Origin of the sequence: Rhizobium mayense (genome assembly GCF_030272705.1) — a bacterium.
Lineage (GTDB): Bacteria > Pseudomonadota > Alphaproteobacteria > Rhizobiales > Rhizobiaceae > Rhizobium > Rhizobium mayense.
In genome coordinates this window covers 18,324-44,796 of the sequence record NZ_JARFYM010000003.1, presented here as the reverse complement: position 1 = coordinate 44,796, position 26,473 = coordinate 18,324, and the positions used below count along the sequence as shown (strand labels likewise).

At 60.7% G+C, this 26,473-nt stretch carries 26 protein-coding genes; 13 read left to right on the top strand and 13 right to left on the bottom strand.

Annotated features, from left to right (window positions below):
- Window positions 1–59 precede the first annotated feature (59 nt).
- Entirely contained in the window at window positions 60–1,286 is a 1,227-nt protein-coding gene (gene chrA, locus PY649_RS05765; RefSeq protein WP_285867243.1) for a chromate efflux transporter, read from the top strand.
- Window positions 1,287–1,348: 62 nt separating this feature from the next.
- Here chrA and PY649_RS05760 read toward each other — a convergent pair whose 3' ends face one another.
- Window positions 1,349–1,771 carry a MerR family transcriptional regulator gene (locus tag PY649_RS05760; protein ID WP_285867242.1) on the bottom strand — a complete coding sequence of 141 codons (423 nt, stop codon included), beginning with the start codon at window positions 1,769–1,771 and terminating at the stop codon, window positions 1,349–1,351.
- Window positions 1,772–1,842: 71 nt separating this feature from the next.
- On the opposite strand from PY649_RS05760, the gene PY649_RS05755 reads away from it, so the two are divergent.
- Window positions 1,843–4,110 carry a heavy metal translocating P-type ATPase gene (locus PY649_RS05755; RefSeq protein ID WP_285867241.1) on the top strand — a complete coding sequence of 756 codons (2,268 nt, stop codon included), beginning with the start codon at window positions 1,843–1,845 and terminating at the stop codon, window positions 4,108–4,110.
- Between the two features lie 109 nt (window positions 4,111–4,219).
- On the opposite strand, the gene PY649_RS05750 is transcribed toward PY649_RS05755, so the two are convergent.
- On the bottom strand, window positions 4,220–4,993 hold the full coding sequence (locus tag PY649_RS05750; RefSeq protein ID WP_285867240.1) for an SDR family NAD(P)-dependent oxidoreductase: 774 nt from the start codon (window positions 4,991–4,993) through the stop codon (window positions 4,220–4,222).
- A gap of 86 nt (window positions 4,994–5,079) precedes the next feature.
- On the opposite strand from PY649_RS05750, the gene PY649_RS05745 reads away from it, so the two are divergent.
- Both PY649_RS05745 and PY649_RS05740 read left to right on the top strand, forming a co-directional pair.
- A complete protein-coding gene (locus PY649_RS05745) occupies window positions 5,080–5,709 on the top strand; it encodes a TetR/AcrR family transcriptional regulator (RefSeq protein WP_285867239.1) in 630 nt (209 codons plus the stop codon).
- 204 nt (window positions 5,710–5,913) lie between these two features.
- A complete protein-coding gene (locus tag PY649_RS05740) occupies window positions 5,914–7,536 on the top strand; it encodes an ABC-F family ATP-binding cassette domain-containing protein (RefSeq protein ID WP_285867238.1) in 1,623 nt (540 codons plus the stop codon).
- A gap of 28 nt (window positions 7,537–7,564) precedes the next feature.
- Here the strand turns inward: PY649_RS05740 and PY649_RS05735 are convergent, their stop codons facing one another.
- The 6 genes from PY649_RS05735 to PY649_RS05710 all read right to left on the bottom strand — a co-directional run bounded on the left by PY649_RS05735 (window position 7,565) and on the right by PY649_RS05710 (window position 14,216).
- Window positions 7,565–8,557 carry an OmpA family protein gene (locus tag PY649_RS05735; protein WP_285867237.1) on the bottom strand — a complete coding sequence of 331 codons (993 nt, stop codon included), beginning with the start codon at window positions 8,555–8,557 and terminating at the stop codon, window positions 7,565–7,567.
- Window positions 8,551–9,588 (bottom strand): hypothetical protein, encoded by a 1,038-nt coding sequence (locus PY649_RS05730; protein ID WP_285867236.1) that lies wholly within the window; start codon window positions 9,586–9,588, stop codon window positions 8,551–8,553. Before PY649_RS05730 ends, PY649_RS05735 begins: the two co-directional genes overlap by 7 nt.
- Window positions 9,588–10,406: a hypothetical protein gene (locus PY649_RS05725; protein ID WP_285867235.1), complete on the bottom strand. Its 819-nt coding sequence runs from the start codon at window positions 10,404–10,406 to the stop codon at window positions 9,588–9,590. Before PY649_RS05725 ends, PY649_RS05730 begins: the two co-directional genes overlap by 1 nt.
- Window positions 10,384–11,832 carry a hypothetical protein gene (locus PY649_RS05720; RefSeq protein ID WP_285867234.1) on the bottom strand — a complete coding sequence of 483 codons (1,449 nt, stop codon included), beginning with the start codon at window positions 11,830–11,832 and terminating at the stop codon, window positions 10,384–10,386. The genes PY649_RS05725 and PY649_RS05720 overlap by 23 nt, the downstream gene beginning before the upstream one ends.
- Window positions 11,833–12,038: 206 nt before the next feature.
- Entirely contained in the window at window positions 12,039–12,257 is a 219-nt protein-coding gene (locus PY649_RS05715) for a hypothetical protein (protein WP_285867233.1), read from the bottom strand.
- Between the two features lie 42 nt (window positions 12,258–12,299).
- Entirely contained in the window at window positions 12,300–14,216 is a 1,917-nt protein-coding gene (locus PY649_RS05710; protein ID WP_285867232.1) for a hypothetical protein, read from the bottom strand.
- 365 nt (window positions 14,217–14,581) lie between these two features.
- On the opposite strand from PY649_RS05710, the gene PY649_RS05705 reads away from it, so the two are divergent.
- The 6 genes from PY649_RS05705 to PY649_RS05680 all read left to right on the top strand — a co-directional run bounded on the left by PY649_RS05705 (window position 14,582) and on the right by PY649_RS05680 (window position 18,067).
- Entirely contained in the window at window positions 14,582–15,592 is a 1,011-nt protein-coding gene (locus PY649_RS05705; protein ID WP_285867231.1) for a ketopantoate reductase family protein, read from the top strand.
- A 239-nt stretch (window positions 15,593–15,831) separates the two neighbouring features.
- A complete protein-coding gene (locus tag PY649_RS05700) occupies window positions 15,832–16,050 on the top strand; it encodes a hypothetical protein (protein WP_285867230.1) in 219 nt (72 codons plus the stop codon).
- A 14-nt stretch (window positions 16,051–16,064) separates the two neighbouring features.
- Window positions 16,065–17,006 carry a 4-hydroxy-tetrahydrodipicolinate synthase gene (gene dapA / locus PY649_RS05695; protein WP_432761330.1) on the top strand — a complete coding sequence of 314 codons (942 nt, stop codon included), beginning with the start codon at window positions 16,065–16,067 and terminating at the stop codon, window positions 17,004–17,006.
- Between the two features lie 139 nt (window positions 17,007–17,145).
- Window positions 17,146–17,343: a hypothetical protein gene (locus PY649_RS05690; RefSeq protein ID WP_285867228.1), complete on the top strand. Its 198-nt coding sequence runs from the start codon at window positions 17,146–17,148 to the stop codon at window positions 17,341–17,343.
- A gap of 30 nt (window positions 17,344–17,373) precedes the next feature.
- Complete coding sequence (locus tag PY649_RS05685; RefSeq protein WP_285867227.1) at window positions 17,374–17,643, top strand: hypothetical protein; 270 nt, start codon at window positions 17,374–17,376, stop codon at window positions 17,641–17,643.
- 109 nt (window positions 17,644–17,752) lie between these two features.
- Window positions 17,753–18,067 (top strand): DUF1883 domain-containing protein, encoded by a 315-nt coding sequence (locus PY649_RS05680; protein ID WP_285867226.1) that lies wholly within the window; start codon window positions 17,753–17,755, stop codon window positions 18,065–18,067.
- A gap of 25 nt (window positions 18,068–18,092) precedes the next feature.
- Here PY649_RS05680 and PY649_RS05675 read toward each other — a convergent pair whose 3' ends face one another.
- The gene (locus tag PY649_RS05675; RefSeq protein WP_285867225.1) at window positions 18,093–19,409 is read right to left on the bottom strand and encodes a replication-associated recombination protein A; all 1,317 of its coding nucleotides are present in this window, start codon (window positions 19,407–19,409) and stop codon (window positions 18,093–18,095) included.
- The gene (locus tag PY649_RS05670) at window positions 19,406–20,809 is read right to left on the bottom strand and encodes a DegQ family serine endoprotease (protein ID WP_285867224.1); all 1,404 of its coding nucleotides are present in this window, start codon (window positions 20,807–20,809) and stop codon (window positions 19,406–19,408) included. The genes PY649_RS05675 and PY649_RS05670 overlap by 4 nt, the downstream gene beginning before the upstream one ends.
- Before the next feature lie 175 nt (window positions 20,810–20,984).
- Between PY649_RS05670 and PY649_RS05665 the strand changes: the two genes are divergently transcribed.
- A complete protein-coding gene (locus PY649_RS05665; protein ID WP_285867223.1) occupies window positions 20,985–21,347 on the top strand; it encodes a lysozyme inhibitor LprI family protein in 363 nt (120 codons plus the stop codon).
- Window positions 21,348–21,560: 213 nt separating this feature from the next.
- Here PY649_RS05665 and ilvD read toward each other — a convergent pair whose 3' ends face one another.
- Entirely contained in the window at window positions 21,561–23,399 is a 1,839-nt protein-coding gene (gene ilvD / locus PY649_RS05660) for a dihydroxy-acid dehydratase (RefSeq protein ID WP_285867222.1), read from the bottom strand.
- A 344-nt stretch (window positions 23,400–23,743) separates the two neighbouring features.
- Between ilvD and msrP the strand changes: the two genes are divergently transcribed.
- Window positions 23,744–24,691 carry a protein-methionine-sulfoxide reductase catalytic subunit MsrP gene (gene msrP / locus PY649_RS05655; RefSeq protein WP_285867221.1) on the top strand — a complete coding sequence of 316 codons (948 nt, stop codon included), beginning with the start codon at window positions 23,744–23,746 and terminating at the stop codon, window positions 24,689–24,691.
- Entirely contained in the window at window positions 24,691–25,344 is a 654-nt protein-coding gene (gene msrQ / locus PY649_RS05650) for a protein-methionine-sulfoxide reductase heme-binding subunit MsrQ (RefSeq protein WP_432761329.1), read from the top strand. Before msrP ends, msrQ begins: the two co-directional genes overlap by 1 nt.
- A 31-nt stretch (window positions 25,345–25,375) precedes the next feature.
- Here the strand turns inward: msrQ and PY649_RS05645 are convergent, their stop codons facing one another.
- Both PY649_RS05645 and PY649_RS05640 read right to left on the bottom strand, forming a co-directional pair.
- Entirely contained in the window at window positions 25,376–26,266 is an 891-nt protein-coding gene (locus tag PY649_RS05645) for an efflux RND transporter periplasmic adaptor subunit (protein ID WP_285867220.1), read from the bottom strand.
- Window positions 26,263–26,472 carry a DUF1656 domain-containing protein gene (locus PY649_RS05640; RefSeq protein WP_285867219.1) on the bottom strand — a complete coding sequence of 70 codons (210 nt, stop codon included), beginning with the start codon at window positions 26,470–26,472 and terminating at the stop codon, window positions 26,263–26,265. The genes PY649_RS05645 and PY649_RS05640 overlap by 4 nt, the downstream gene beginning before the upstream one ends.
- Between the last annotated feature and the right edge of the window lies 1 nt (window position 26,473).

Below are 26,473 nucleotides of genomic sequence, written 5' to 3'. Positions count from 1 at the left end.
TCGAGAGAGTCGCTTTTGATGGGTGTGAATGAAATATCAGAAGGCCGGGGAGCTGCTTCGTGAAGTCGTCGGAAGCAGTTCATGAAGAAGCGGCAGCATATCACAATGGAAGGCCCGGCGAGGTCTTCTTCGCCTTCCTCAAGCTCGGCCTAACATCCTTCGGAGGGCCGATCGCCCATCTTGGCTATTTCCGGGACGAACTGGTCGCACGCCGCAAATGGCTTGACGAGGACGGCTTTGCCGACCTTGTCGCACTCTGCCAGTTCCTTCCCGGCCCGGCATCAAGCCAGCTCGGCTTCGCGCTTGGACTTCTACGCGGCGGGCCGCTTGGTGCGCTCGCCGCGTGGACGGCCTTTACCCTTCCGTCTGCCCTGCTGCTGGTGGTCTTCGCGATGGCGGCAACAGCGTTCGACGGCCCCATCGGTGCAGGCCTGCTGCATGGGCTGAAGATCGTTGCCGTCGCCGTGGTCGCGCAGGCGGTATGGGGCATGGCGAGGAACCTGACGCCGGATCGGGAACGTGCCAGCATAGCGCTCGCAGGGGTGCTAATCGTCGTCTTTGCTCCGGGATCGGTCGGGCAGGTCGCCGCCATCGCATTCGGCGCGCTCGGTGGCTTCATCCTGTGTCGCAGCGGCTCCGTCACGACCTCCACCCACTTTGCTTTCCGCGTTTCGCGCGGCGTCGGCATAACGAGCCTTGCCGCCTTCTTCCTGTTGCTTGGCCTTCTGCCCATCATTGCGACGGCGACGGCGTCCCAGGGTCTGTCAATGTTCGACGCCTTTTACCGCTCCGGCTCTCTCGTCTTCGGGGGCGGACACGTCGTGCTGCCGTTGCTTCAGGCGGAGGTCGTCAAGCCCGGCTGGGTGACGAACGACGCCTTCCTTGCCGGTTACGGCGCGGCCCAGGCGGTTCCCGGACCGCTCTTCACCTTCGCCGCCTATCTCGGTGCCGTCATGGGGCCTGCTCCGAACGGCATCCTTGGCGCCGCCATCTGCCTTGTCGGCATCTTCCTGCCTGGTTTCCTGCTGCTCATCGGCGCCCTGCCCTTCTGGGACGGCTTCCGCAAACGTCCTCTCGCGCAGGCGGCGATGCGCGGCGCGAATGCGGCAGTCGTTGGCATTCTCGGGGCCGCGCTTTATAGCCCGGTCTGGACGAGCGCGATCCTCAATCCTTACGATTTCGCGCTGGCGCTGATCGGCTTCATCCTCCTCGTCGTCTGGAAGGCACCGCCCTGGGTGGTCGTCGCGCTGCTGGCGGCCAGCGGTACTCTGCTTCACCTCATGTGAGTTCGGGTCCGGAGTCGGCGAGAACATCCGGCTACCAGTTCAGCGCCGCGGGGGCCGATGGATCAATGATGCGGATGCATGCACTGGCCGTGATCGGCAAGCACTTCGATCACCCGGCATTGGTCGACGCGGCCGTGGCCGCAACCTTCGACCATCATCTCCAGCTCGGCCTTCAGTGCCGTCAGGCTGCGAATTCGCTGCTCGACTTCGATCAGGCGTGCCTTGGCGATGGCGTCGGCGGAGGCGCAGGATTGATTGGGATCATCCTGCAAGGCCAAAAGTGTGCGGATCGCATCGACTTCGAAACCCAGCTCGCGGGCGTGGCGGATGAAAGCCAGCCTGTGGAGATGCGACGGCTCATAGGAACGCTGATTGCCCTCGCTGCGCTCCGGTTCAGCCAGAAGGCCGATGCTCTCATAATAGCGGATCGTCGGCACCTTGACGCCACTTTGCCGGGCTGCTTCGCCGATCGTGATCTTTTTCATGATTTTCCTCTTGCACCTCTAGTCACTAGAGGATGTAGGAAAGATGCCAGGATTTGACAAGGAAGCGGATCATGGCAGCGGCGACACAGACGCGATACCGAGTTGGCGGCATGGATTGCGCATCATGCGCGGCCAAGATCGATACGGCCGTCAGGCGGATGCCCGGCGTCGAAGATGTCTCCGTTTCGGTAACTGCCGGAACAATGACCGTGCACCATGACGAGACCAGCAACCTTACGGCGATTGAAAAGAAGGTGATGGGGCTCGGCTACTCCGTAGCCCCGCTGGCCGGCAAGACAGAGCCCAAACCCTCCGAACATCGGCACGATGATCATCGTCATGAGCACCATCACGATCATGACGGCCATAATCATTCGACGCACGATCACGCCGATCATGATCATCACCGCCATGCCGAAGAAGAAATCGAGGGGCTGCACGGTCATGACCATACGCTCGCGAACGGCCCCTGGTGGGCCAGCAAAAAGGGCCGGCTGACGATCATGTCCGGCGCGGCGCTGGTCGCTGCCTATGCCGTCGGCCATCTCGTGCCCTCGATCGCACCCTATGCCTTCATCGTCGCCATGCTGGTCGGCCTCGTGCCGATCGCGCGGCGCGCGGTCATGGCGGCGTTGGCGGGCACGCCGTTCTCCATCGAGATGCTGATGACGATCGCCGCTGTCGGCGCGGTCATCATCAATGCCGGCGAAGAGGCGGCGACAGTGGTCTTCCTCTTCCTCGTCGGCGAGCTACTGGAAGGCGTCGCGGCCGGAAAGGCGCGGGCGAGCATCCAGTCGCTGACGACCCTGGTTCCGAAGACCGCGCTGGTCGATGAAAACGGCCAGACCCGCGAAGTTCAGGCTGACAGCCTTGCGGTGGGTGCAGTCATTCTCGTGCGTCCCGGCGACCGCATTGCCGCCGACGGCGTGATCGTCGACGGCGAGAGCGCCATCGACGAAGCACCGGTCACCGGCGAGAGCACACCCGTGCGCAAGGGCGTGGATGCCAAGGTCTTTGCAGGCACCATCAACACAGACGCCGTGCTGTGGGTCAAAGTCACTGCTGCCGCGGCCGACAACACGATTGCCCGCGTGGTGAAGCTTGTCGAGGAGGCGCAGGAATCCAAAGCCCCGACGGAGCGGTTCATCGACCGCTTCTCGCGCTACTACACGCCCGGCGTAGTCGCCGTCGCGACCCTGGTGGCGGTGACGCCGCCGCTGACGGCGGGGGCAAGTTGGCTGGAATGGATATACAAGGGTCTGGCCATCCTGCTCATCGGCTGCCCGTGCGCCCTGGTGATATCGACCCCCGCGGCGATCGCCGCGGCGCTGTCCGCCGGTGCCCGCAGCGGCCTGCTGTTGAAGGGCGGCGCGGTCCTGGAGACCATGGGCAAGGTGACGACGGTCGCGTTCGACAAAACGGGCACATTGACCGAAGGTAAGCCGAAGGTGACGGATATCGTCGGCTTCAGCTACACCGAGGCCCAGCTGCTGTCACGGGCGGCCGCGCTCGAAAACGGGTCGAGCCATCCGCTTGCCGTCGCAATCCTGGAACGGGCTAAGGCCGATCGTGTCCCGATGCCGCCAGCGGCCGAAGCCAGGGCCTTGCCGGGCAAGGGCGTCAGCGGTCGTGTCGGTGGCGAGACCATGTCGCTTCTCTCGCCGCAGGCGGCGCGGGAAATCGAGCCGTTATCCGCCGAACAGGCCGCCCGGATCGAGGCGATGAACGATGAGGGCAAGAGTGTCTCCGTGCTTGTGGTCCAAGGCAAGCTCGCCGGCCTCATCGCCATGCGCGACGAGCCCCGCACTGATGCCCGCGCCGGCATCGAAGCCCTTCAAACAGTGGGAATCGATGCTCTCATGCTGACCGGTGATAACGCCCGCACCGCTGGTGCAATTGCGAAGGGTCTCGGCATCGAGCCTCGCGCGCAGCTCCTGCCGGAGGACAAGCAGCGCATCGTGCGCGAGCTGCAGGCGCAAAATCAGATCGTCGCCAAGGTCGGCGACGGCATCAACGACGCGCCCGCGCTGGCGGCCGCGGATGTCGGCATCGCCATGGGCGGCGGCACCGACGTGGCGTTGGAGACGGCGGATGCGGCGGCTTTTCACGGCCGCGTGACCGACGTCGCCAACATGGTCGTGCTGTCCCGAACGACGATGAACAACATCCGCCAGAACATTAGCATGGCGCTTGGCCTGAAAGCGGTATTCCTGGTGACTACGATCGCCGGCATTACCGGTCTCTGGCCGGCGATTCTCGCCGATACCGGCGCGACGGTGCTGGTCACCGCCAATGCGATTCGACTGCTGAGGTGGAAAGGCGTGTCCGGCGCACGATAAGTGGTAGCCGGACGGGGTAACGCCTTTCGCCGCGAACGCCGCCTGACTGGTTCGTAACAAGCGAGTGACGCGCTCGCTCTCGCAGGCACGTCACTACCGCTGGCCCAAACTACAGTCGAGCTCCTCCGGTTGCGTCGATCACGTGTCCCGTCGTCCAGCGCGCCTCATTAGAGGCCAGGAAGGCTATGACGTCGGCAACGTCATTGGGCTGGCCGACGCGCGAGAACACCGACATAGCTTCCGCTTGAGCCCGCGCTTCCGGGATTGTGAGCCACGATGCGTTCATAGGGGTATCTGTAACGCCGGGCATGACAGTGTTCACCGTGATGCCGCGGCGGCCAAATTCAGGTGCCAGCGCCAAGGTCAGAGTTTCGACCGCACCCTTCGACGCGGCATAGGCTGGATGGGTCGGAGCCGCGACGCGCGTGAAGCCCGTTGAGACGTTGATGATACGTCCGTTGTCGCGAATATGATCGGCAGCCGCCTGAATGAGAAAGAAGGGGGCTTTTACGTTGACGGCCATGATCTCATCGAAGACAGCTTCACTTGTTTCCATCAACGAGACCCCGGGCGCAATGCCTGCATTGTTGACAAGTATATCCAGGGAAGGCTCGCCTGTGGCGGCAATTGCGGCAGCCTTGAACTGTTCCCAAAGACTGTCGGCCGCGTCCTTGCCTTTGGCAAGGTCCGCGTGGATGGCAACGGCTTTAGTGCCAAGCGCCTCTATCTCCCGGACAACAGCTTGAGCCGCCTCCGCGTTTCTTCCGTAATGAACGGCCACGAACGCTGCGCGCTCCCTTGCAAAAGCAAGTACCGCGGCACGGCCGATGCCACTCGAACTGCCAGTCACGAGTGCTACTTTGGTCGACAATTTTCCAGACATGAGTCTCTCCGTTGCTATTTTTATAGCGATTCATATAATAAATGAGAAATCCGCCTGTCAATAAATTTATAGGGATCGATATAAAAATGGATGAACCACGTCGGAAACGTGGCAGACCGAGAGCGTTGGATCGTGACGTCGGGCTCGGCGTCGCGGCGCGGCTTTTCTGGGAGCGTGGTTACGAGGGAACCTCGATAGCCGATCTGACTCAAGCTATGGGTGTCACTCCGCCCTCGTTGTACGCCGCATTCGGGTCAAAGGAAGAACTCTATCGGCAGGCACTGGACTACAATACCGAGCATGAAACCAAGCGCCGCGCCGAGGCGCTGCAGGGGCCGATGTCGGCTTTTGACGCACTTGAGTTCTACCTCTACGACGTCGCCGAAGGCATCTCTAATCCCGGTAAGCCGCGAGGCTGCATAGTCTCAACTGCTGTCCTTCAGCATGCCGAGGAAAACGAGGCTGTCGCCCAAGAAGTAGCGGCACGGCGAGAGGCTTCGATCCAGTGCATGAAGGCGCGCTTCGATCGCGCGGTCGTCGAAGGCGAGCTTTCGACGGAAACCGACACCGATAGTCTTGCTCGCTTCTATTCGGCTGTCGTTCAAGGCATGTCCGCACAGGCCTGTGATGGAGCATGTACGGAGTTACTGAAGCGCCTGGTCGATCTCGCTTTGCGGGCTTGGCCTGGAGACCGTCCCGGTCGCAAGGCTAGGTGAGATCGTTGTGAATCAGGCCTGAACGTCTAAGGCGAATGTCTCCTTTGGGCCGCCGAAAGCCGTCATTGGTGGCATTTGCCGCATAAGACTGGAGGTCGGTATCGACGATGATTTTCAACGGATCATCAGGCTAAAAAGCTGCGACAGCGCTTGCGACACGTGGCATAAGGGCGCCGAAACTTTTTCGGGCCTCGCGTAATAAACATGATTCGTATTGAAAATATCAGCAAGCAGAACAGCCATCGTATCCTCTTCATTGAGGCGTCCGCGGCGCTCAACAGAGGCGAGAGCGTCGGGCTCGTCGGTCCAAACGGAGCCGGCAAGACAACGCTTTTCCGGATGATCACGGGACAGGAGCAGCCCGATGAAGGACAAGTGTCCGTCGATAAAGGCGTCACCATCGGCTACTTCAACCAGGATGTCGGCGAGATGGAGGGTCGTAGCGCCGTCTCCGAAGTCATGGAGGGCGCGGGGCCGGTGAGCGTCGTTGCCGCTGAATTGCGGGAGCTCGAAGCGGCCATGGTCGATCCCGACCAGGCCGACGACATGGACAAGATCATTGAGCGCTACGGCGAAGTGCAGGCGCGCTACGAGGAGCTGGACGGCTACGCTCTCGAAGGTCGCGCCCGCGAGGTCCTGGCAGGCCTAAGCTTCAGCCCGGAGATGATGGACGGCGACGTCGGCGCGCTGTCGGGCGGCTGGAAAATGCGCGTGGCGCTCGCCCGCATTCTCCTCATGCGCCCCGACGTCATGCTGCTCGACGAGCCGAGCAACCATCTGGACCTGGAAAGCCTAATCTGGCTGGAAGAATTCCTCAGGGGTTACGAGGGCGCATTGCTGATGACCTCGCACGACCGCGAATTCATGAACCGCATCGTGACCAAGATCATCGAGATCGACGGCGGCTCATTGAGCAGCTATTCGGGCGACTATGCATTCTACGAGCAGCAGCGGGCGCAGAACGAGAAGCAGCAGCAGGCCCAGTTCGAGCGGCAGCAGGCGATGCTGGCCAAGGAAATCAAATTTATCGAACGCTTCAAGGCGCGCGCATCGCATGCCTCGCAGGTGCAGAGCCGCGTGAAGAAGTTGGAAAAGATCGACCGGGTGGAACCGCCGAAACGCCGCCAGACGGTCGCCTTCGAATTCCAGCCGGCGCCACGCTCGGGCGAAGACGTGGTCAGCCTGAAGAGCGTTCACAAGAAGTACGGCAGTCGCGTCATCTATGAAGGACTGGACTTCATGGTGCGGCGCAGGGAACGCTGGTGCATCATGGGCATCAACGGCGCCGGCAAGTCCACCCTGCTGAAGCTGGTCGCCGGCTCGACGCAGCCGGACGAAGGCAGTGTCAACCTCGGTGCAAGCGTGAAGATGGGATATTTCGCCCAGCATGCCATGGACTTGCTGGACGGCGAGCGCACCGTCTTCCAGCAGCTCGAACACGAGTTCCCCCAGGCGGGACAGGGGTCACTGCGTGCGCTGGCCGGATGCTTCGGTTTCTCCGGCGATGATGTCGAGAAGAAGTGCCGGGTGCTATCGGGTGGCGAGAAGGCGCGGTTGGTCATGGCGATGATGCTTTTCGATCCGCCGAACCTCCTGGTGCTGGACGAGCCGACGAACCATCTGGACCTCGACACGAAGGAAATGCTGATCCAGGCCCTGTCGCAATATGAAGGCACCATGCTGTTCGTTTCGCACGACCGGCATTTCCTGGCCGCGTTGTCCAACCGCGTGTTGGAATTGACGCCAGAGGGCATTCACCAATATGGCGGCGGCTATACCGAATATGTGGCACGCACGGGCCATGAGGCTCCGGGTCTACGAAGTTAAGCGCATCTGGCTCGGAAAGGCAGCTAGACTAGCGCACGCTGACGGGAAGCGCCGTTGCATCATTGATCACGGCAACGGGCGCTGTCCTGCCGCGGACCCGGATTTCGATGCGTCGCCGGGCTTCCACTGAGCCCGCCTGCCCTGTCGTCACCCTATCGCCGGGCAGGATCAGTTGGGCGGCCGACATCGGCAGGATGGTGACGTTCTTCAGCTTCGGATTGGCTTTGAGAACATTGGCGACGGCGATCGCGCGCGCCAGACCCAGCCCGGCGTTATCCGCAGGCTCGACGGCCGATATCGGTACCTTGCCATCCATTGCCCCGATCAGTGTATCGTCGAGGTTCGAGCTTTCCCGCGATACGCGTTGCTCGTCCGTATGGCCGATCACCTCGACAATGTCCGCGTCATAGAGGCTGAGATTGCTGGCGATCTCATTCGAGATCGTGGTGTCGAGCATGTGTTCAAAGGTCTTGGTCAATTCGGCGCTGCCCGACTGAAAATAATTCTTCTTGGCGTCGTCGAGATTGATGATCGGCGGCCAATCATGGGCGCCCTTACCACCACCCTCCCCGGTCAGAAGCTTGGCCACCTCATCGGGCGCCTTGGCGAGATCGACGCCATGCTGTTTCAGCACTTCCGCGACCTTGGCAAGCTCCTGCAAATCCTCCGGTTTCGTGCCGTCCGCGCCCATGCTGTCCAGCGTCTGACGCGCCAGCACCAATTCGCGCCATTCCTTTTCCAGCGTCGCGCGGTCCGACGCCGAGAGGTCACCGGAAATCAGCTTCGATTGTAGTTGCACGATGAGCGACGTCTGCTCGGCTTGTTTTTTTTCCAGGAGCGCAAGCCGTTGCTCGGCCTCATAACGGCGGTTCCTCTCCGTGGAAATCATAGCGGCAGCGACCAGCAGCAGGCAGAAGACCAGCAACAGCATGGACTCGGCCATGGTCAGGCCGAGGATGAGGCCACGATTATAGCCCTTGTGTTCCAGCTTCGGCGTGGTGTCCGAGACGCGCATCACCATGGACGCCACCAACGTTTGCCCCGCGCCGTATCGGTCGGCGGTTCGTCATTTTTGGCGGACGTAGCTGCAATCGCCTCCGAAGCCACCTCATTGTCCTTGGGTGCAACCGGATCGGCGGATCGATTTTCCGCCTGCGGCACCCAAAGAGGATCGATCAGTTTGGGTTCGGACGAAGACGAGCGACCCGGCAAATCCGCCATGTGGCTGAGAGTCTGTTCGATATTCTTCAGGGGCTGCAGCTGCGCCTCGGCCATTTCCTTGATGGCGGCGATAGCCGGCGCCAACTCGGCACGGACGACGTCTTCGGGCGAGCGAATCTCCTCGAGCTTCTTGCCCACGGTTTCGACGGCTGTGCCGAATTTGCCGATGATCTCGGACAGTTGCGTTGTCGTCTCAGACAGTTGCGCTGCCGTCTCGTTGATCGGTTTGACCGCCTGTTTCGCCAGAACCTCCAAGATCTTTTGAATTTCCTCGCCGTTGCGTTCCGCCTGACGCGCGATCTCTTCAAAACCCTCCGACAGCATCTGGTTGCTGACACGCCGGTAGTGTGAGAATTCGCGCGACGACGAGTCCAGTTCGGTGCGCACGCGCCGCGTCATCTCGGCCAGTTCATGGCGCACGCTACGCTCGATGTCGATCGGATCGCGCCGCATCTGGTTGAAGAGAATGCGCAGCGTCACGCCGGCAATGGTGGAGGTGACGGCAATGCCGAAATTGCGGACGATCGTCTCGATCGATGTCTCGCCGGCAAAGAGGTAGAGGGAGACGCCGAGACTCGACAGGGTAAACAGAAATCCCATGTAGTAGAGGTTGTCGCCTGCCTGCTCGTTGTGCAGGCGAAAACCGGCGAAGGCCAGCGAGATCAGGAAGTAGATCGCCATCAACAACAGCGGCACGCCGGTGACGATCGGCAGCGGCCACTCCAGAAGCTTGGACGTCCAGATGAAGATCATGCCGCCGACGGTAACCAGCGCAAACAGGGCCATCGGCCCGTAGTCGCGTATGGCTACCCTCGCCTCAATGTCGGCCATCAGCGTATCCCTTCCAACCGGACGAAGCCGTCGAAATCGCCATTATTGCTCTTGATCCATTGCGCCCAGAAATTTGCAAGATCCTCCATACTGAACTTCATGTTCGGCCTTTGAAAGGCGAGGATCTTGATTGTGACACCATCCAGTGACGTCCGGAATTTATTGCGCGCAGGGCTCTGCTGGAATTTCTGGTAGGAGGCGCCGTCGCGATAATTCGAGAAGGCCTCGGTGTGCTCGATCATGTCGGAGGCGATGTAGAGGTGTTTCGGCATGCCGCCAGCAGCGCTCGCAAAGACCTCCAAATTGATCTTCTGGATGGCGGCCATGATCGGCGACAGCTTGCCGGCCTCGCCGACGCTCAGCTTGCCGGCAATATCCTGGAGCGGCTTTTCGAAGCCTTTTTCCCAGCGCGCCTGCGCCAGGCGCGGATTGCTGGTCCATTCATCGACATTGGCGCCGCTTCCGGGATTACAGCCGTGGAAGGTCTGGATAAGCTCGCCTTCCTTCTCCGTCAGGGCATAGATGTCGATCGCGCCGCCGACGGGCACATCGGCGACGATCTTCTGGAACTGATTGCGCAGGTCGAGCGCCGTCGCGTCCGAGATCGGATCGGTGACATCGAGCAGGATCGCCGTTTCCGCCTTGGGGCCGTCCACGGGGCAGAGGGAGGCCTGATCGATCACAACATTGCCGCTGGCTTTGTAGCGAAGCCAGCCAAAGGCGCCGACAATACCGAGGGACAGAATGGCGAGGCAGATCGTCGCGATAATAAGACCAGCCGAGCTGCCGCCTCGGCTACGCCGCTTGCGTCGTGCCAATGATGCCCTCCGGGAAAAGATTGTCGAGCTGGTGGTATTTCTCGATGGCGCTCTCGAACTCGTCGCCAATCCGCTTGATCTGCTGGGTCAACTCAGCCTGCGCGCTCTGAATGCGCTCGCCGAGCACCTTGTCGTCCCATTCCTCGTCGGTGTGCAGAACCGGCGTCAGGCGCTCAAGCTGATAGCGGGATGCGAAGTAAGGCGGCTCCGGCTCCGTGCGCGCGCTTCTGTTCGCCTCTCGATAGATGGTCAGAAGCGTGTTGGCCGTGCGTTCGAGATGATTTTGATGCTCGGCGAAAAGGCCGGCCGTTCGGGCGCGATGTGCAATAATGGCGGCGGTCTCCTGCCGGCGCATGCTGAGATCGCGGATGATCTCTTCGATCTTGCCATTGTGTTCGTCTCGGATATCCCGGAGATCGTCGATCAGGTCGAGCTTGCGGTCGATATAATTGCTTCTCGCCGCATCAAGCCGCTTCTGCACGCCGGCGAACCCCGGATAGGGATCGGTCAGGTAACAGCCGTCGATGAAAGCAAAGAGCGAGAACATCAGGCCCACGGCAAACAGCATCCAGGAATTCAACTCCTGCAGGCCCAGCGGCGCAGTCCTCAGCCGCTGCATCACCTCCGTACCGGCGCCGGTGAGGATGGTTGCCGACACTTCGCGGTAATGCGCCAGTGCGATGTTGATCGCGAGCGCCACCGCGACGTAGGCGACCAAGCCGAGGAGACCGAGCAGCTTCAGGAAAAACGAGCGGTGCACGAGGAAACGGACGCAGAAGAAAGAAAACATCAGTGCCGCGCCGATGTTCAAGAAGGCAAATGCCGCCGCTTCCGTGACGCCGCCGACAATCCCCTGCTCGCTCCCCTTGGCAAGAAAGCTGCCGTTCATCACCATCTCGATGAGGATGAGGAAGACGATCAGCGCGACCTTGAAACCCGAGGCAGCTTTGCTGGAGACCTTCGCCGCGCGCTGCAGCTTGTGCCGGGATTTGAAGCCCACCATCTCGTCCTCGGCGGTCTTCAATTTGCGGCGCAGACCATGCAACTCGTCGACGCCGCTCGCGACCTCTGCCTTGAAATCCGAAACGCTGGACGCATTCGCCTGCCGGATCAGCCCGAACTGCCCTTCGAAATCGAGGTTGCGCAGACGGCTGTCGAAGGTCTGGAACTGGTCTTCAAGGACCTGATAGGAGCCTTTCTTCTCCGCCTCGACCCAGGCGATGACGCGCTGCTCGGTCTCATCGAAGGACTGGGCGCTTTGCCCAGGCCGGTTGAGCCCACCGTTGGTCGCACCCTTCTCCTTGAGACCGAGCGTCGTGCTCAGCTTCTCGACATCGACAACGGGGAACACGTCGGTAGAGGCCCGATAGTCATGGCTGGTCTCCCGAACGGTCTCCCAGAGGCGGTTTAAGGCTTCGAAACGCAACGATCTTCCCCAGCGACATGATCAACTTTAAAAGGACCATCCACAAACCGATACCGCACTGGTTGTTTATGGTCCAGCATCGCCGCTGAGGTTAAAATGTGATTGTGGTAAAGAATAGCCCGAGCGCACGATGCCGGGCTTGAACACCATATTCGTTCTGAAAGAGCAGAAGTGCCTATTGAAGGGCACTTCTGCCCTCGCCTTCTTCAGCCGTCGAAACGGCCCGAAAACGCTGAATCCGCCGCTTTGACCGTCACAGCCAGATCGACGCCCTTGGTGATGGATGCGCCGCTCGTCCTAAGGTCCGCAACAGCCTTGAGCGTCCCAGCCTTGGGTGGATGGAGCGGTGTAACGCTCCTCGCACCGAGATCGACCACCCACAGACCTTCTTCACCTGCAATGCCGATAACAACAACCTTTGTCATGCCGATATCCCCTTCGTTACGGTTTGACTTGAAAACTCTTTCCTAAAATCCCGCTTTCTTTAGCCCTTCTCGATATAGGTCCTTGTGCCATTGCTCCTTGATCGGCACGACGGACAACCATTTGTCGACATCAAAGTCGGGATTGGTTTCGCGAGCCCTCTGAACGAAGAAGCCCGCCTTCTCCTTTTCGCCCAGCATCGCCCAGCTTGCGGCCGAAAGCCTGTCTGCCAAGCTGCCGTCGGCCATTCTATTGATATAGCTCAGCGTGGCGTCGAACTCGCCGAGCGCATAATTGGCGCCCGCGGCGGTCCAGAGATACGAGTCCGGGCTCAAGGGGTTCAGCTCGATGGCGCGCTCGATCTTGCGCAAGGCAAGGCCCGGACGCGACCAATGGGTCAGCGTATCGGCGTGATCGGCGATGACATCGGCGTAGTGGGGGCTCAGTGTTTCGGCCAGTTCCAGCGCCTCGACACTTTCGTCGATCGCCCCTTGCAACACCTTTGCGACACCAAGCTCGCGATAGCCGTCGGCCATATTGTGGCGCGCGGCAATCGCTTGCATCGCATATTTTTCGGCCGATTTCAGTAGGTCGATATCGCCGCGCGCCGTCAGCAGCCATTCTTCGGAATAGGTTCGGGCGATCGAACTCAGCGCTAGGGCGAAATTTGCGCTTTCTTCGAGGGAGGCTTTCAGCTCCGTGCGCGCCCGCTGCAGGTTCGGCAGCGTCAGACGGCTGAGATATCGCCGCCCCATGAGATAGCGATGGTAGGCCGTTGGTTTTTCCTCGAAATGCGACCGCATCATTTCGTGGCGCTCGATCTGGCTTGCTACGGAAAGCGCGATGCGCCGTGAAATATCCCGTCTTTGGCGTACGAGGGACGACAGTTCCAAACTGAAGCGCTCCGCCCAGACGATTTCACTGCTCGCAAATTCTATCAATTGCGAAAACAGCGATATCTCCCCGTCTTGTCCGCTTAGCCGCGTATCCAGAATATAGGCGATGTCATGCCGCTCGAAGGTCACGAACGGATCCTCGTCTTTTTGCTGGCTGATCTGAACGGCAGTATAGGGTGCGATCACCTGCAGGCTGTTCATCGCACAGAAGCCGATGGTGATATCCTCGATAAGAGACGCAGCAATCATCGCCGTGTCGCCATTGCGGCCGTCGTTTCTGGGTGGGAGCAGGATGAGGCGTGGTATTTTCACTTTCGGCGGCATCTCGGTCGCCGCCATGAATGCCGGCGCTGGCCCCAACTCTCGAACCTGCTCCAGAACCGGAGAGGATTTGGCTCTCAGCCGCGACCATGAAGCCAGAAGCTCGCCACGTCCCTCAAATATCTGTCGAAAATACTCCACCTCCCCCGCCGCATCGAAGATCTTCAACAGCATCCGGTGGATATCCGCATCTTCGGGATCAGCGCTGAAGATCAGCAGAGCAGTCTCCTTTACAAGCGCAATCTCTTCCTTCGCTACCGCCTGAGCAGCCGCAACGGTCAAAGTCTCCTTCAGAAGGCCGGTATGCCGGCTTTTCTGCGCCCGGAGCCAGCGGCGGAAAGCCGGGCTTTGGCAATTGGCTCCCGCCAGGAACTCGGATTCCAGCGTCTTCACCAGCAGCGCCAGTTTTGAAGACGGGGGATCGGCGCCGTCCAGGAACGACATATCCGAAGCCAGCGAAGACGGTTCAAGTTCGATCACAGTTTCTGTGAAGCGGAGGAATTGCGCGCCCAATTCGGCCTGGCGGCTCTTTATCCTCGAAACCAGCTTGCGAAGGTTCACCTGCGCACTGCCGTTATCGTCATGTCCCCAAAGGAAATGCGACATCGTGCCGCGAAGCTCTCGCTCCATCGAACCCGCCAGCAGATAGGCGAGGATCAACAGACCCTTCTCCGGAAAAGCGACATCATGACCGTCGCTGTCCAGAAGCTTCAAACCGCCGAATGTGCGCAGCGAAAACGTCATCGAGTTCACGAAATCCGTAGAGGCGGGGTCCTTAGGCAACTCGACCGGCTTCAGTGCCGGATCAGGCGCATTGGGGGTTAGACTCGATCATGAAATAAGCGGAAAGTCGTCGTCCCCAACAATGTGAACGAAGGCTGCGCGAATTTCAACTCGAACTGCAATCCACGTTCAATTTTGATACACGGTAAGATAGCGAGAGCTCGTCACTGGATGTAACATCGAGCAGGGGCCTGATTTGGCCTTGTTGCTGGCTGCGTCCCGATCGGAACGGCGGCAGATTTTTGCGATTACCTCAATAAACTGCTCGCCAAATCATGGAGATGACCTAACTTGCTCCGATCACGACCGACCCGGAGATCAAGGTCATGGCATCAATCAAAACTATTTGCATCTACGGCGCAGGCGCGCTTGGCGGCGCGATTGCGGCGAAACTGGCCTTGGGGCTAAGGGAGCAGGCAACCGTGTCAGTCGTCGCGCGCGGCGCACATCTGGAAGGCATTCGCACGCATGGCATGCGCGTTTGGGAGGCCGGAGCAGCCAGTCCGCTGGTGGCCCGGGTGACCGCAACTGACGATGCGGCGGAGCTGCCCCCACAGGACCTGATAATAACGGGACTCAAGGGCCACCAGCTCGGTGCGGCGGTACCCGGTCTCGCCAAGCTCCTGCACGCCGGCACGCGTGTCGTGATGGTCCTGAACGGCATACCCTGGTGGTATTTTCATCGGGATGAGCAAAGCGGCCATGCCGAACGCCAGATGGAGGAGCTCGATCCGAACGGCGATCTCTGGCGGCTGGTCGGGCCTGAGCGCGTCATCGGCTGCGTTGCCTATCAGGGCGCGGAAGTCGTCAATCCCGGTGAGATCAAGCTCAGCAATAACGGGCACTTCGTCCTCGGCGAGCCCTCCGGCGAGGCGACCGGCGACATCGAAGCGATTGCGGCCTTGCTGAAGCAGGCCGGTATCAACGTCGCTATCTCGCCGCGCATTCGCGACGAGATCTGGAGCAAGCTGATGGGCAATGCCGCCTTCAATCCGATCAGCGCGCTGACCCGGGCACTGATGTCCGACATCATGGGCAACCCTGCCCTGTCCGCCATGGTCGGCCAGGTGATGAACGAGGTGAAAGCGGTTGCGGAGAGTCTCGGCGCGCATATGGCGATTTCGGTCGAGGAACGCCTCGAACGCTCCCGCCAGATCGGCCCGGTGCGCACCTCGATGCTGCAGGATCTGCTGGCCGGCAAGGCGCTGGAAATCACACCGCTGGTCGGCATGGTCGTCTCGCTCGGCAAGCTCGCCGGCGTCGCAACGCCGACCTCGGCGACGATCCTGGCGCTGGTGACGCAGTTGGACCGGGAGAACTTGCGGGTGACGGGATAAGCCCGTCACCTAGTTCCAAAGATGCTTCCCTGCTAGCGGAACATTTTTCGAAGGCATGATCATTCTTATCTCTCAGCCCGACTCGGGTCCCTGCCCACGCCAGTAAAAGCGGCGCAGCGACGCGGGGCACATCCACGTCTGCATCTTTATATCCCGCCTATTTCTTCGCCTTCCGCCGCGAATGGATTTCCTATGTCGCCCGGCACTACCGTGGGAAATCGAATGCAGAGGTAGATGCCATGCTTGATACACATACCCCCAATCTCACCGAGTCTATCCGTTTCCTTGTGCGAGACAGCGACGAAAGGCACCACCGCACCGCCCCGGCCGGCGGAGCCCACAGGAAACGCCGGCTTCGCAACCGGAAAATCCGCGAAAAACGCACCTTCTATGCGATGTTCGCCTTTGGGCTGGTGCTCGGCGGCCTCGAGCTTTTCATCGTGCTGCACTATCTCTGAGCGGCCCGAAGATCATGATGAGAACGGCCTTACAGAAGCGCGTCAGTGGCGCGATCACAGCGCTTGTCACGCCGTTTCGCGACGATGCCATCGATACCGTCGACTTGATGGCACATGTGGAGTGGCAGTTGCTGAGTGGCGTCGACGGGTTGCTGGCCTGCTCATTGACCGGTGAAGGACCGGTCCTCACGGAGCTTGAGCGGGCGCGGATCATCGACATCTGTGTCGAGTTGGCGGAAGGCCAGGTACCCGTTATCGTCGCCACCGGCACCAACGACACGGCAACAACGATCGAGGAGACGCGGCAGGCCCAGAAACTCGGCGCCGCCGCTGCCTTCGTCACGCTTCCCTATTATTCGAAGCCAAGCCAGAAAGGCCTGGTCCACCATTTCGAACAGTTAGCCGACAGCACCGATCTGCCGTTGATCATCCATAATCTGCCTGCCCATACCGCCATCGACCTGACGCCGGCGACAGTCGCGCGACTGTCGGAAATCCCTACCATCATCGGCATCGCCGACGGCAGTGGTGACATCGCCCGCATCGGCACCTGGCGCCCCCTGCTGCCGGAATGGATCGGGCTTTATACGACGCATGATGCATCCGCACTTGCCTTCACCATCGCCGGTGGGCGAGGTTCGTTTTCGAGCGCTGCCAATATAGTGCCGCGGCTTCTCCACTCCATGCAGCTATCGGCCGGATGCGACCATCTGGCCGCGGCGCGGCTGATCGACGACCGGCTGCGGTCGCTGTTCAAGGCGCTTGCGCGTGAGCCCGAACCGGCAACGGTAAAGCATGCCTTGTCTCTGATGAAGGGCATGAGTTCCGAAGTACGTCTGCCGCTGACCGGCGTCGACGCCGAGACGGATGCAGCGATCCAGACGGCGGCGGCCTCGCTGCAACTGGACTGCCATAGCCACGCGCCCTCGCCTCCGACTTTCAGACTGGGATTATAAAAGCTCTCTATCCCTATGAGATTTTTATATTTTAGCCTTTCCTGCCAAATGGAAAACATACCGCATCACTCATAGATTTATCTGCGTGGCGCACACATCGATTCAAATCGAAAGCGCTAGTGACACTTGGAAAGGAACTATGATGTCACGCTACATGCATTTCGGCGTTTCCGCCGACCCGCTCCAACGTCCTCGGGCTGCGGCCCTTGCAAGGGCTAAGCGGCCGATCTCCTCGCATGCGCTGCAAGACGGCCTTCTCGCCATCGCGCCGCGCCTGGCGCTCGTCGTTCTTGCCGCCGGTGTCATCCAGGTGCTGATGCACCTGGCCGGCAACTAAGCGTATCGAAGCGATCTACGAGGGAAAATTATGACAAACGCACAGCATATCCAGCGCCGCACGGCTCATCTTGCAGCTTCGCCGGCACCCGCCCGCTTCACAATCGGCCGTGACCGGCGCGGCACCTGGATCGTCCAGGACCGGCAGGGTCTGGTCGGCGGCTTGTTCGCCAACGAAGAGGCGGCGCTGCATTTCGCGGCAGAAGAGTGCAACTATAACCCAGCCGATATATGCCGCGCCCCTGAGGGGTCGGTGCTCGACCTCGACGGCTTCGCGATGCCGTCCTCAAACCTACATTAAGACGTAGCAATTCGAAACACCCTTTGACCGCCTCACGCACCCGGCCCAACGCTTCTTTAACCCGCCTTTGGGTAAAGTAACGGTCGGGTGCCATTAGAGTCCAAGAGCAATGTCGAAGCCTACCTTCCGTTACAGCCACTACGATCTCAGCGAGCAGCGCGCTGGAACGGTGATCGAGATCACATTATCGGCCATCGCCAATGTGCGCTTGATGAACAGCTCGAATTTCGAACGCTTTACGGAAACCCTGAAGCACCAGTTCGTCGGCGGTGTCGCCAAGAAATCGCCGATCCGGCTGAGCATTCCAGAATCCGGACACTGGCATCTTGTGGTGGACATGGAAGGCCATAACGGCGTTGCTGAATCCAGCGTCAAGATGATCGACAAGGCGTCTCCACCGCGCATGCAGAAGGCTGCGGTGTAAAATACCACCAACCGGTGACATCAGCCTATCGCTCGGCGCGCTCCTTGCGCAGTTTCGACCACCAGTCCAGCCGCTTGCGGATTTCACGCTCGAAGCCGCGCTCCGGCGGATCGTAGAAGGTCTGGCGGTCCATCTTCTCCGGAAAATAATTCTGGCCTGAAAAGGCATCCGGCTCGTCGTGATCATAGTGGTAACCGTCGCCGTAACCTTCCGTGCGCATCAGCTTCGTCGGCGCATTGAGGATATGCTTGGGCGGCAGCAGCGATCCGTTCTGCTTGGCTGCCAGCGTCGCCGCCTTGAACGCGGTATAGACGGCGTTCGACTTCGGGGCGGTGGCGAGATAGACGCAGGCCTCGGCCAGAGCCAATTCACCTTCCGGTGACCCCAGATAATCATAGGCGTCCTTGGCGGCGTTGCAGATGACCAGCGCCTGCGGATCGGCAAGCCCGATATCCTCCACCGCCATGCGTACCAGCCGCCGCCCGAGATAAAGCGGGTCTTCGCCGGCATCGAACATGCGCGCAAGATAGTAGAGCGCGGCATCGGGATCAGAGCCGCGCACCGATTTATGCAGAGCCGAAATCAGATTGTAATGGCCGTCCTGCGCCTTGTCGTAGACCGGCGCGCGGCGCTGCACGATTTTGATCAGCGCATCCGGATCGAAGAGCTCGTCCTTGCGCGCGGCGCGCCAGACTTCTTCGGCCAGCGTCAGCACGGAACGGCCATCGCCATCGGCCATGCGAATCAGGCTGGCGCGGGCGTCCTCGGTCAACGGCAACGGCCGGCCTTCTGCCTTTTCGGCGCGGCGCAGCAACTCCTCCAGGCTTTCCTCATCATGCGAGCGAAACGTCAGGACGCGCGCGCGGGACAGAAGAGCGGCGTTGAGCTCGAAAGATGGGTTCTCGGTGGTGGCGCCGACCAGGATGACGGTGCCGTCCTCCATAACAGGCAGAAAGCTGTCCTGCTGGGCGCGGTTGAAGCGGTGGATCTCGTCGACGAAAAGCAGCGTTTGGCGGCCGTCCATGCGGCGCAGACGCGCGGCTTCAAACACCTTTTTCAGATCGGCGACGCCGGAGAAGATTGCCGAGATCTGTTCGAAGGCCAGCCCTGCCTCGCCCGACAGCAGCCGCGCCACCGTCGTCTTGCCGGTGCCGGGCGGGCCCCAGAAGATCATCGAGCCGAGCGAGCCGGAGTCAATCATCCGCCGAAGTGCGCCGTCCTCGCCGGTCAGATGTGGCTGGCCGGTGACATCGGCCAAGGTTTGCGGCCGCAGACGATCGGCAAGAGGCCGCCTGTTGGCGACCTCCTCCGGTATCCGCGGTGCAAATAGATCATCACTCATCGGAAGAACTGCCGGATGCGCTGACCGTCGCGCTCGATTTCGACGCGCCAGAAGCTCGGATTGCCGGTAACGGCCTGCTGTAGCACGTCCGTTGACGTGATGGCGACGCCGTTGACGGAAATGATGATATCTTTTGCCGCGAAACCAAGACGATCGGCCGGCGAATCCGCCTTCAGATTCTCGACGACGACGCCACTCGTATCCGGCGGCAAGTGCAGCTCGTCGGCGACGCGCGGCGAGAGGTTGGCGACGGTTGCGCCCGAGAAGGGATTTTCGCCCTGGATCAGCTTCTCGTCCCGCGGCGTGGATTCCGGCGCGGCCGCAAGCGTGAGGGTGTCCTGATGTTCTTTGCCGTTGTCCAGGACCGTCAGGGCCACAGTGGCGCCAAGTCCTGCGGTCGTCAGACGGTAACCAAGGGCGTCCGGATGCTCGACAGGGATATTGTTGACGGCGGTGACCACCTCACCGGCCTTCAGGCCAGCCTTGGCCGCCGGCCCGCCATCGACCACTTTGGTCACGAGCGCGCCGCGCACCTTGTCGAGCCCCAGCGCTTCGGCAACCTCAGAAGTCACCGGCTCAAAGGAGGCGCCGATATACGGGTGCTCGAAGGCTTTGTCACCGCGGTCGGCGGCGGCGAGAAAAACTCTGACCAGATTGGCGGGGATGGCAAAGCCGATGCCATTCGAGCCACCGCCCTGGGAAAAGATTGCCGTGTTGAGGCCGATCAATTCGCCCGTCATGTTCATCAGAGCGCCGCCGGAATTGCCGGGATTGATCGAGGCATCGGTCTGAATGAAGAAGCCGACCTCGTTCTTCACCTGGTTGCGGGCGAGCGCCGAGACGATGCCGCTTGTGACCGTCTGGCCGACACCGAAAGGATTGCCGATCGCCAGCACCAGATCACCCACTTCGACGGCATCGGAATTGCCAATCGGTAGCACGGGAAAACTTGCATTCTTGGTTTGGATCTTCAGGACAGCGAGATCGACTCGATCATCCTTCAGCACGACCTTGCAGGGGAACTCGCGACCGTCTGACAGCGCGATCTTAATGTCGTCGGCGCCGTCGATGACGTGATTGTTGGTGACAACCGTGCCGTTCGCTTCGACGATGACGCCGGAACCGAGCGAAGCCTGCTTCTCTGTGCGATTCGGCATGCGTTGGCCAAAGAACTGCTCGAAGAAGGGATCGCCTGCGAAGGGCGACCGCTGCTGCACCTGCCGCTCGGCATAGACATTGACCACGGCGCCGGCCGTCTGCTTGACCAGCGGCGCGAACGAAAGCTGCATTTGCATCTGGCTCTGCGGCACCGACTTCGCGGTCTGCGCCTCAGCGGAAAGCGGCATCGTCATGATGAGGGCGATCATCGAAACGGCGGTGCGCTTCAGCAGGACCTGCATGGAATTTTCCTTTTTTAATGCTCTTGAAACAACGTTGTAGCGCTCGACGCTAGAAAGAAAAGAGGGCGGAACCATGAACCGTAAATGGTCGTCGGCGCGCACGAAAAACAGGCCAGATGAACAAAAACCCGTGATCGCGCATTTCGCTTCGGAAACCGGCAGATGGAGCAAAATCATGCGATCAAACAGCCTTGCGGCAACCTTCCTCCTCACCTCGCTCACGCTCACCGCTCTTGCGGTGGCCAGCACATCCCAGGCCGCGAGCTTCGATTGCGATGCGCAGAACCTCAAGCTGGACGAGAAGACGATCTGCGATCACAGAGCGCTCAATGATGCCGACGTGAAGATGGTGACGACCTTCGATCTGCTCTCTGGCCTGCTGGCCATGGGCTCACGCGGCACATTGCAGGACCAGCAGACAGTCTGGCTGAAGAAGCGGCAGGCGTGCAATGCGGATGCGGCGTGCATCAAGGCGGCCTATGACGAGCGGCTGAAAGCGCTGGAGGAGACGTATAAGCGGATCAACCGGCCTCTATAGCATCGCGTTTATGGAGATGGGCTGACCTCTTGCTCTGTTGTCCCCTCTCCCCGCACGCGGGGAGAGAGCTAGGGTGAGGGGCTATCGTGGGTCCGGCAAATTCTGCCGTAGCGATGAATCTCGAGAAGGCCCCTCATCCGACCTGGGACAATTTCGCTAAGCTCAATTGCCCCAACCCACCTTCTCCCCGCCTTGCGGGGCGAAGGCGCTCGATTATTTCCCGCCCAAGTCCCGGACCGCACCACGGTCGGCACTGGTCGCAAAGGCAGCATAGGCCTTCAGCGCCGTGGTGACGTTGCGCTTGCGCTGCTCTGCCGGATGCCAACCCTTGGCGTTCTGGGCTTCGCGGCGCACAGCTAGCTCCTTGTCGTCGATGCGCAGGCTGATGATGCGGTTCGGGATATCGATATCGATCATGTCGCCTTCGCGCACCAAGCCGATCGTGCCGCCGTTTGCCGCTTCCGGCGAGACATGGCCGATGGAGAGGCCCGAGGTGCCGCCGGAGAAGCGGCCGTCGGTGATCAGCGCGCAGGCCTTGCCGAGGCCCTTCGACTTCAGATAGCTCGTCGGATAGAGCATTTCCTGCATGCCGGGGCCGCCCTTCGGGCCTTCATAGCGAATGACGACCACGTCGCCGGCCTTGATTTCGTTGCTGAGGATGCCCTTGACAGCAGCATCCTGGCTTTCGAAGACCTTGGCCGGGCCGGAGAATTTCAGGATCGATTCATCGACGCCTGCCGTCTTCACGATGCAGCCGTCCAGCGCCAAATTGCCCTTGAGAACAGCAAGACCGCCATCCTTGGAGAAGGGATGCTCGACGCTGCGGATGACGCCGTTCTGACGGTCGGTGTCGAGTTCTTCCCAACGGGCGTTCTGGCTGAAAGCAACCTGGGTCGGAATGCCGCCCGGAGCAGCGCGGAAGAATTCGCGCACGCTCTCGCTGTTGGTGCGGGTGATGTCCCAGCGATCGATGGCGTCGCCCAGCGTTTCGGCGTGGACGGTCGGGCAATCGCGGTTGATGAGGCCGCCCTTGTCCAGTTCGCCGAGGATCGACATGATGCCGCCGGCGCGATGCACGTCTTCCATATGCACGTCGCTCTTTGCGGGCGCGACCTTCGACAGGCAGGGTACCCGGCGCGACAGCGCGTCGATGTCGGCCATGGTGAAATCGATCTCGCCCTCATGCGCGGCGGCGAGAATGTGCAGCACGGTATTGGTCGAGCCGCCCATGGCGATGTCGAGCGACATGGCATTTTCGAACGCCTGCTTCGAAGCGACGTTGCGCGGCAGGATCGTCGCATCGTCCTGCTCGTAATAGCGACGGGCGAGATCGACGATCAGATGGCCCGCTTCGACGAAGAGGCGCTTGCGGTCGCCGTGGGTGGCGAGGGTCGAGCCGTTGCCGGGCAGCGACAGGCCAAGTGCTTCCGTCAAGCAGTTCATCGAATTGGCGGTGAACATGCCGGAGCATGAGCCGCAGGTCGGACAGGCAGACCGTTCGATCGTCTGGACGTCTTCATCGCTGATCTTGTCGTCGGCGGCGGCCACCATGGCATCGACGAGGTCGAGAGCGACCTTCTTGCCATGCAGCACGACCTTGCCGGCTTCCATCGGACCACCGGAGACGAAGACGGTCGGGATGTTGAGACGCAGCGAGGCCATCAGCATGCCGGGAGTGATCTTGTCGCAGTTGGAGATGCAGACCATCGCATCGGCGCAATGGGCGTTGACCATGTATTCGACGCTGTCGGCGATCAGTTCGCGTGAGGGCAGCGAATAGAGCATGCCGTCATGGCCCATGGCGATACCGTCATCGACGGCGATGGTGTTGAATTCCTTGGCGACGCCGCCGGCCGCTTCGATTTCGCGCGCCACGAGCTGGCCGAGATCCTTGAGGTGGACGTGACCCGGCACAAACTGGGTGAAGGAGTTGACAACCGCAATAATGGGCTTGCCGAAATCGCTGTCCTTCATACCCGTCGCGCGCCAAAGGCCGCGCGCGCCCGCCATATTGCGGCCGTGGGTCGTGGTTCTGGAACGATAAGCTGGCATGGTGTCTTCCTCGTCGTCTTGGAAATGGTGAGGCGCCGGCCGGCCAGGGCTTTGCGCCCAAGGTAGCGCCGGCATTCCTGCTTTTTGGAATTGTCGTAATCCAATCGCACGGGACTGTCACTATCACCTAGACCGAATCCGGTACGCAGCAAGGGCAGACGTCGTCTGCGGCCAGTCATCAGCCAAATGACATAGACAATGCGGGAGGCGGCTTATTCCTTCACGAACGCACACAAAAAATTGGTTTCCGTCCAAAAGAAATAACATCGTAAGAGAGTAACAAATCGTGCTTCCCCTGCGTAGAGGTCGCTATATCTCTACAACAGTCGAAAGGAATACAGGAAATGCCGTCCTATCGCCCGCCGAAGATCGCCTCCTCCGAGATCACGCCACGCTCGGTCTATTTGAGGCGCCGGGAATTCCTGACGGCTGCGGCTGGCGCCGGTATTGCAATCGCCGGCAGCAAGAGCGCCCTTGCCGATACGCTGACCGCCAGCAAGAGCAATTATACGGTCAACGAAAAGCTGACGCCGATCAAGGATGTCACCACCTACAACAATTTCTACGAATTCGGTCTCGACAAGGCCGATCCGGCGAAACTTTCGGGCGATTTCAAGCCGCGGCCGTGGACCGTCAAGGTCGACGGCATGGCCGGCAAGCCCGGCACATTCGATATCGATGCGCTGATCAAGGAATTTCCGCCGGAAGAGCGGGTCTATCGCATGCGCTGCGTCGAAGCCTGGTCAATGGTGATCCCCTGGGATGGTTTTCCCCTCGCCGCGCTGCTCGACAAGGTCGAGCCGCTTGGCAGCGCCAAATTCGTCGCCTTCGAGACGGTGGTACGGCCGGCAGAGATGCCCGGGCAGTCAGGCGTTTTCCAGTCCCTGAATTGGCCCTATGTCGAGGGCCTGCGGCTCGATGAGGCACGCAACCCGCTGACGCTTTTGGCTGTCGGTCTCTACGGCGAGACATTGCCGAACGCGAATGGCGCGCCAGTCCGCCTCGTCGTGCCATGGAAATACGGCTTCAAGGGCATCAAGTCGATCGTGCGAATCACGCTCACCGACAAGCAGCCGCTGAACACCTGGCAGGCGACCAATAGCCAGGAATACGGCTTCTATGCCAACGTCAATCCGGCAGTCGACCATCCGCGCTGGAGCCAGGCGACGGAACGCCGTATCGGTGAAGGCGGCTTCTTCGGTGCGAACCGCCATCCCACCCTGCCCTTCAACGGCTATGCCGATCAGGTCGCAAGCCTTTATGCCGGCATGGACCTGAGAGCGAATTTCTGATGGCCCTTTCCCTCGCTCTGCCCAAGCGCTGGCAGCCGGCTTCAGTCTGGGCGCTTTATGCCGTCGGCCTGGTGCCGGCGGCATGGGAGTTCTATCTCGGCGCCACGGACCAGCTCGGCGCCGATGCGGTCAAGACCTTCGAGCTCTTCCTTGGGCTCTGGGCGATCCGCTTCCTGCTCCTGACGCTTGCCGTTACGCCGGCGCGCGATCTCTTCGGCTGGAACTATCTGCGCTACCGCCGGGCGCTCGGCCTGCTTTGTTTCTACTACGTCCTGATGCATCTGACGGTCTATATGGTCCTCGACCAGGCGCTCGACGTGCAGGCTGTCATCGACGATGTATTAAAGCGGCCCTTCATCATGTTCGGCATGGCCGGGCTGGTCATGTTGCTGGCTCTGGCCGTGACCTCCAACAGCTTTTCGATCAAGCGTCTCGGCAAGAAGTGGATCTGGCTGCACCGGCTGGTCTATATCATCGCCGCCTGCGGCGCGCTGCATTTCGCGCTGTCGACGAAGGTTCTGTCGATGGAGCAATATATCTATATCGGCTTGCTGATCGCCATGATCCTCTATCGATCGTACCGGCCGATCATGATGGAAAGACGCCGGGCGGCGCGTAGCCCGGCTGCAGTGTCACGCTCCAGGGCGGCCTGAACTCGGCCGCCTCCATCTTTTCAAACGATGATCATTCCGCAGCACTGGCGATCTTGGCCTGGCCCTGTTCCTGCACCTCTACGGTTGCGGTCAGGCCCGCGATCAGCTTCGTGCCGTCGGGCACCTTGTCGAGAGCAATGCGCACGGGCACGCGCTGCGCCAGGCGAACCCAGCTGAAGGTCGGGGTGATATTGGCGAGCAAGCTGCCTGAGGTACGCTCGCGGTCTTCGATGCCGGTGGCAATACTTTCCACATGGCCCGTCAGCTTTTCCGGCTGTCCCATCAGATGGATCGACACTTCGTCGCCGATCTGGATGCGTGGCAGCTTGGTTTCCTCGAAATAGCCCTCGACCCGCAGAGAGTCGGCATCGATGAGCGCGACCTTCGCGGTGCCCGCGGTGACATAGTCGCCCGGACGAAGACCGAAGTTGGAAACGCTGCCGTTGACAGTCGCCTTCACCTCGGAGCGGTCGAGGTTGAGCTGTGCGAGAGCGCGGTTGGCCGTGGCCTGACCAAGGGCGGCCTGCGCCTGTTCTTCCGCGGTTTTCGCCTGCTCCTTCTGTTGAGCCGAACCGGCAGCGCCGAGACGCTGCTGCCGCTCGTTTTCGCGGTGTGCCTGGTCGAGCGCCGCTTTGGCACCTTCGAGCGCAGCATCGGCCTGGGCAAGGGCAATCGTGAAACGATCGCGATCGACACGGAACAAGACATCGCCCTTCTTGACGATCTGATTGTCCTTTACCAGGACTTCGCTGACCGGGCCCGAAACATCGGGCGCGATGCCGACGACATCGGCGCGCAGACGGGCATCGCGCGTCCACGGCTCTTCCATATAGTGGCGCCAAAGCTGACGGCCGACATAGACGGCAGCAACGACGAAGAGGAGAGTGACGGCCAAACGGCCGATGAGCTTTAACGTGTTCATGTGAAATACCAACGGGAGACAGAGGAAACGGCGTCGAGAAGCAGGACGTAAAGCGCGAGATCGAAAAGACCGCGATGCCAGACCAGAGTATAGGCTCCAATCCATGCCAGGAGGCGTCGAAGGATGATGACGGCAAACAGCGTCACGAGCATGAGAACGAGAAGGCGTGGGACATAGACGCCATAGAGATCGAATTCTGCGGGCATG

What these genes read in the sequence shown, in the direction of transcription:
- PY649_RS05675 (WP_285867225.1), bottom strand. Translation starts at nt 19,409, where the DNA reads ATGAGTGATGATCTATTTGCACCGCGGATACCGGAGGAGGTCGCCAAC.
- PY649_RS05700 (WP_285867230.1), top strand. Translation starts at nt 15,832, where the DNA reads ATGCTTGATACACATACCCCCAATCTCACCGAGTCTATCCGTTTCCTT.
- PY649_RS05690 (WP_285867228.1), top strand. Translation starts at nt 17,146, where the DNA reads ATGATGTCACGCTACATGCATTTCGGCGTTTCCGCCGACCCGCTCCAA.
- msrP (WP_285867221.1), top strand. Translation starts at nt 23,744, where the DNA reads ATGCCGTCCTATCGCCCGCCGAAGATCGCCTCCTCCGAGATCACGCCA.
- PY649_RS05740 (WP_285867238.1), top strand. Translation starts at nt 5,914, where the DNA reads ATGATTCGTATTGAAAATATCAGCAAGCAGAACAGCCATCGTATCCTC.
- dapA (WP_432761330.1), top strand. Translation starts at nt 16,065, where the DNA reads ATGATGAGAACGGCCTTACAGAAGCGCGTCAGTGGCGCGATCACAGCG.
- PY649_RS05705 (WP_285867231.1), top strand. Translation starts at nt 14,582, where the DNA reads ATGGCATCAATCAAAACTATTTGCATCTACGGCGCAGGCGCGCTTGGC.
- PY649_RS05640 (WP_285867219.1), bottom strand. Translation starts at nt 26,472, where the DNA reads ATGCCCGCAGAATTCGATCTCTATGGCGTCTATGTCCCACGCCTTCTC.
- PY649_RS05670 (WP_285867224.1), bottom strand. Translation starts at nt 20,809, where the DNA reads ATGCAGGTCCTGCTGAAGCGCACCGCCGTTTCGATGATCGCCCTCATC.
- msrQ (WP_432761329.1), top strand. Translation starts at nt 24,691, where the DNA reads ATGGCCCTTTCCCTCGCTCTGCCCAAGCGCTGGCAGCCGGCTTCAGTC.
- PY649_RS05735 (WP_285867237.1), bottom strand. Translation starts at nt 8,557, where the DNA reads ATGGTGATGCGCGTCTCGGACACCACGCCGAAGCTGGAACACAAGGGC.
- PY649_RS05680 (WP_285867226.1), top strand. Translation starts at nt 17,753, where the DNA reads ATGTCGAAGCCTACCTTCCGTTACAGCCACTACGATCTCAGCGAGCAG.
- PY649_RS05685 (WP_285867227.1), top strand. Translation starts at nt 17,374, where the DNA reads ATGACAAACGCACAGCATATCCAGCGCCGCACGGCTCATCTTGCAGCT.
- PY649_RS05665 (WP_285867223.1), top strand. Translation starts at nt 20,985, where the DNA reads ATGCGATCAAACAGCCTTGCGGCAACCTTCCTCCTCACCTCGCTCACG.
- PY649_RS05645 (WP_285867220.1), bottom strand. Translation starts at nt 26,266, where the DNA reads ATGAACACGTTAAAGCTCATCGGCCGTTTGGCCGTCACTCTCCTCTTC.
- PY649_RS05760 (WP_285867242.1), bottom strand. Translation starts at nt 1,771, where the DNA reads ATGAAAAAGATCACGATCGGCGAAGCAGCCCGGCAAAGTGGCGTCAAG.
- PY649_RS05710 (WP_285867232.1), bottom strand. Translation starts at nt 14,216, where the DNA reads ATGACGTTTTCGCTGCGCACATTCGGCGGTTTGAAGCTTCTGGACAGC.
- ilvD (WP_285867222.1), bottom strand. Translation starts at nt 23,399, where the DNA reads ATGCCAGCTTATCGTTCCAGAACCACGACCCACGGCCGCAATATGGCG.
- PY649_RS05755 (WP_285867241.1), top strand. Translation starts at nt 1,843, where the DNA reads ATGGCAGCGGCGACACAGACGCGATACCGAGTTGGCGGCATGGATTGC.
- PY649_RS05730 (WP_285867236.1), bottom strand. Translation starts at nt 9,588, where the DNA reads ATGGCCGACATTGAGGCGAGGGTAGCCATACGCGACTACGGGCCGATG.
- PY649_RS05750 (WP_285867240.1), bottom strand. Translation starts at nt 4,993, where the DNA reads ATGTCTGGAAAATTGTCGACCAAAGTAGCACTCGTGACTGGCAGTTCG.
- PY649_RS05715 (WP_285867233.1), bottom strand. Translation starts at nt 12,257, where the DNA reads ATGACAAAGGTTGTTGTTATCGGCATTGCAGGTGAAGAAGGTCTGTGG.
- PY649_RS05745 (WP_285867239.1), top strand. Translation starts at nt 5,080, where the DNA reads ATGGATGAACCACGTCGGAAACGTGGCAGACCGAGAGCGTTGGATCGT.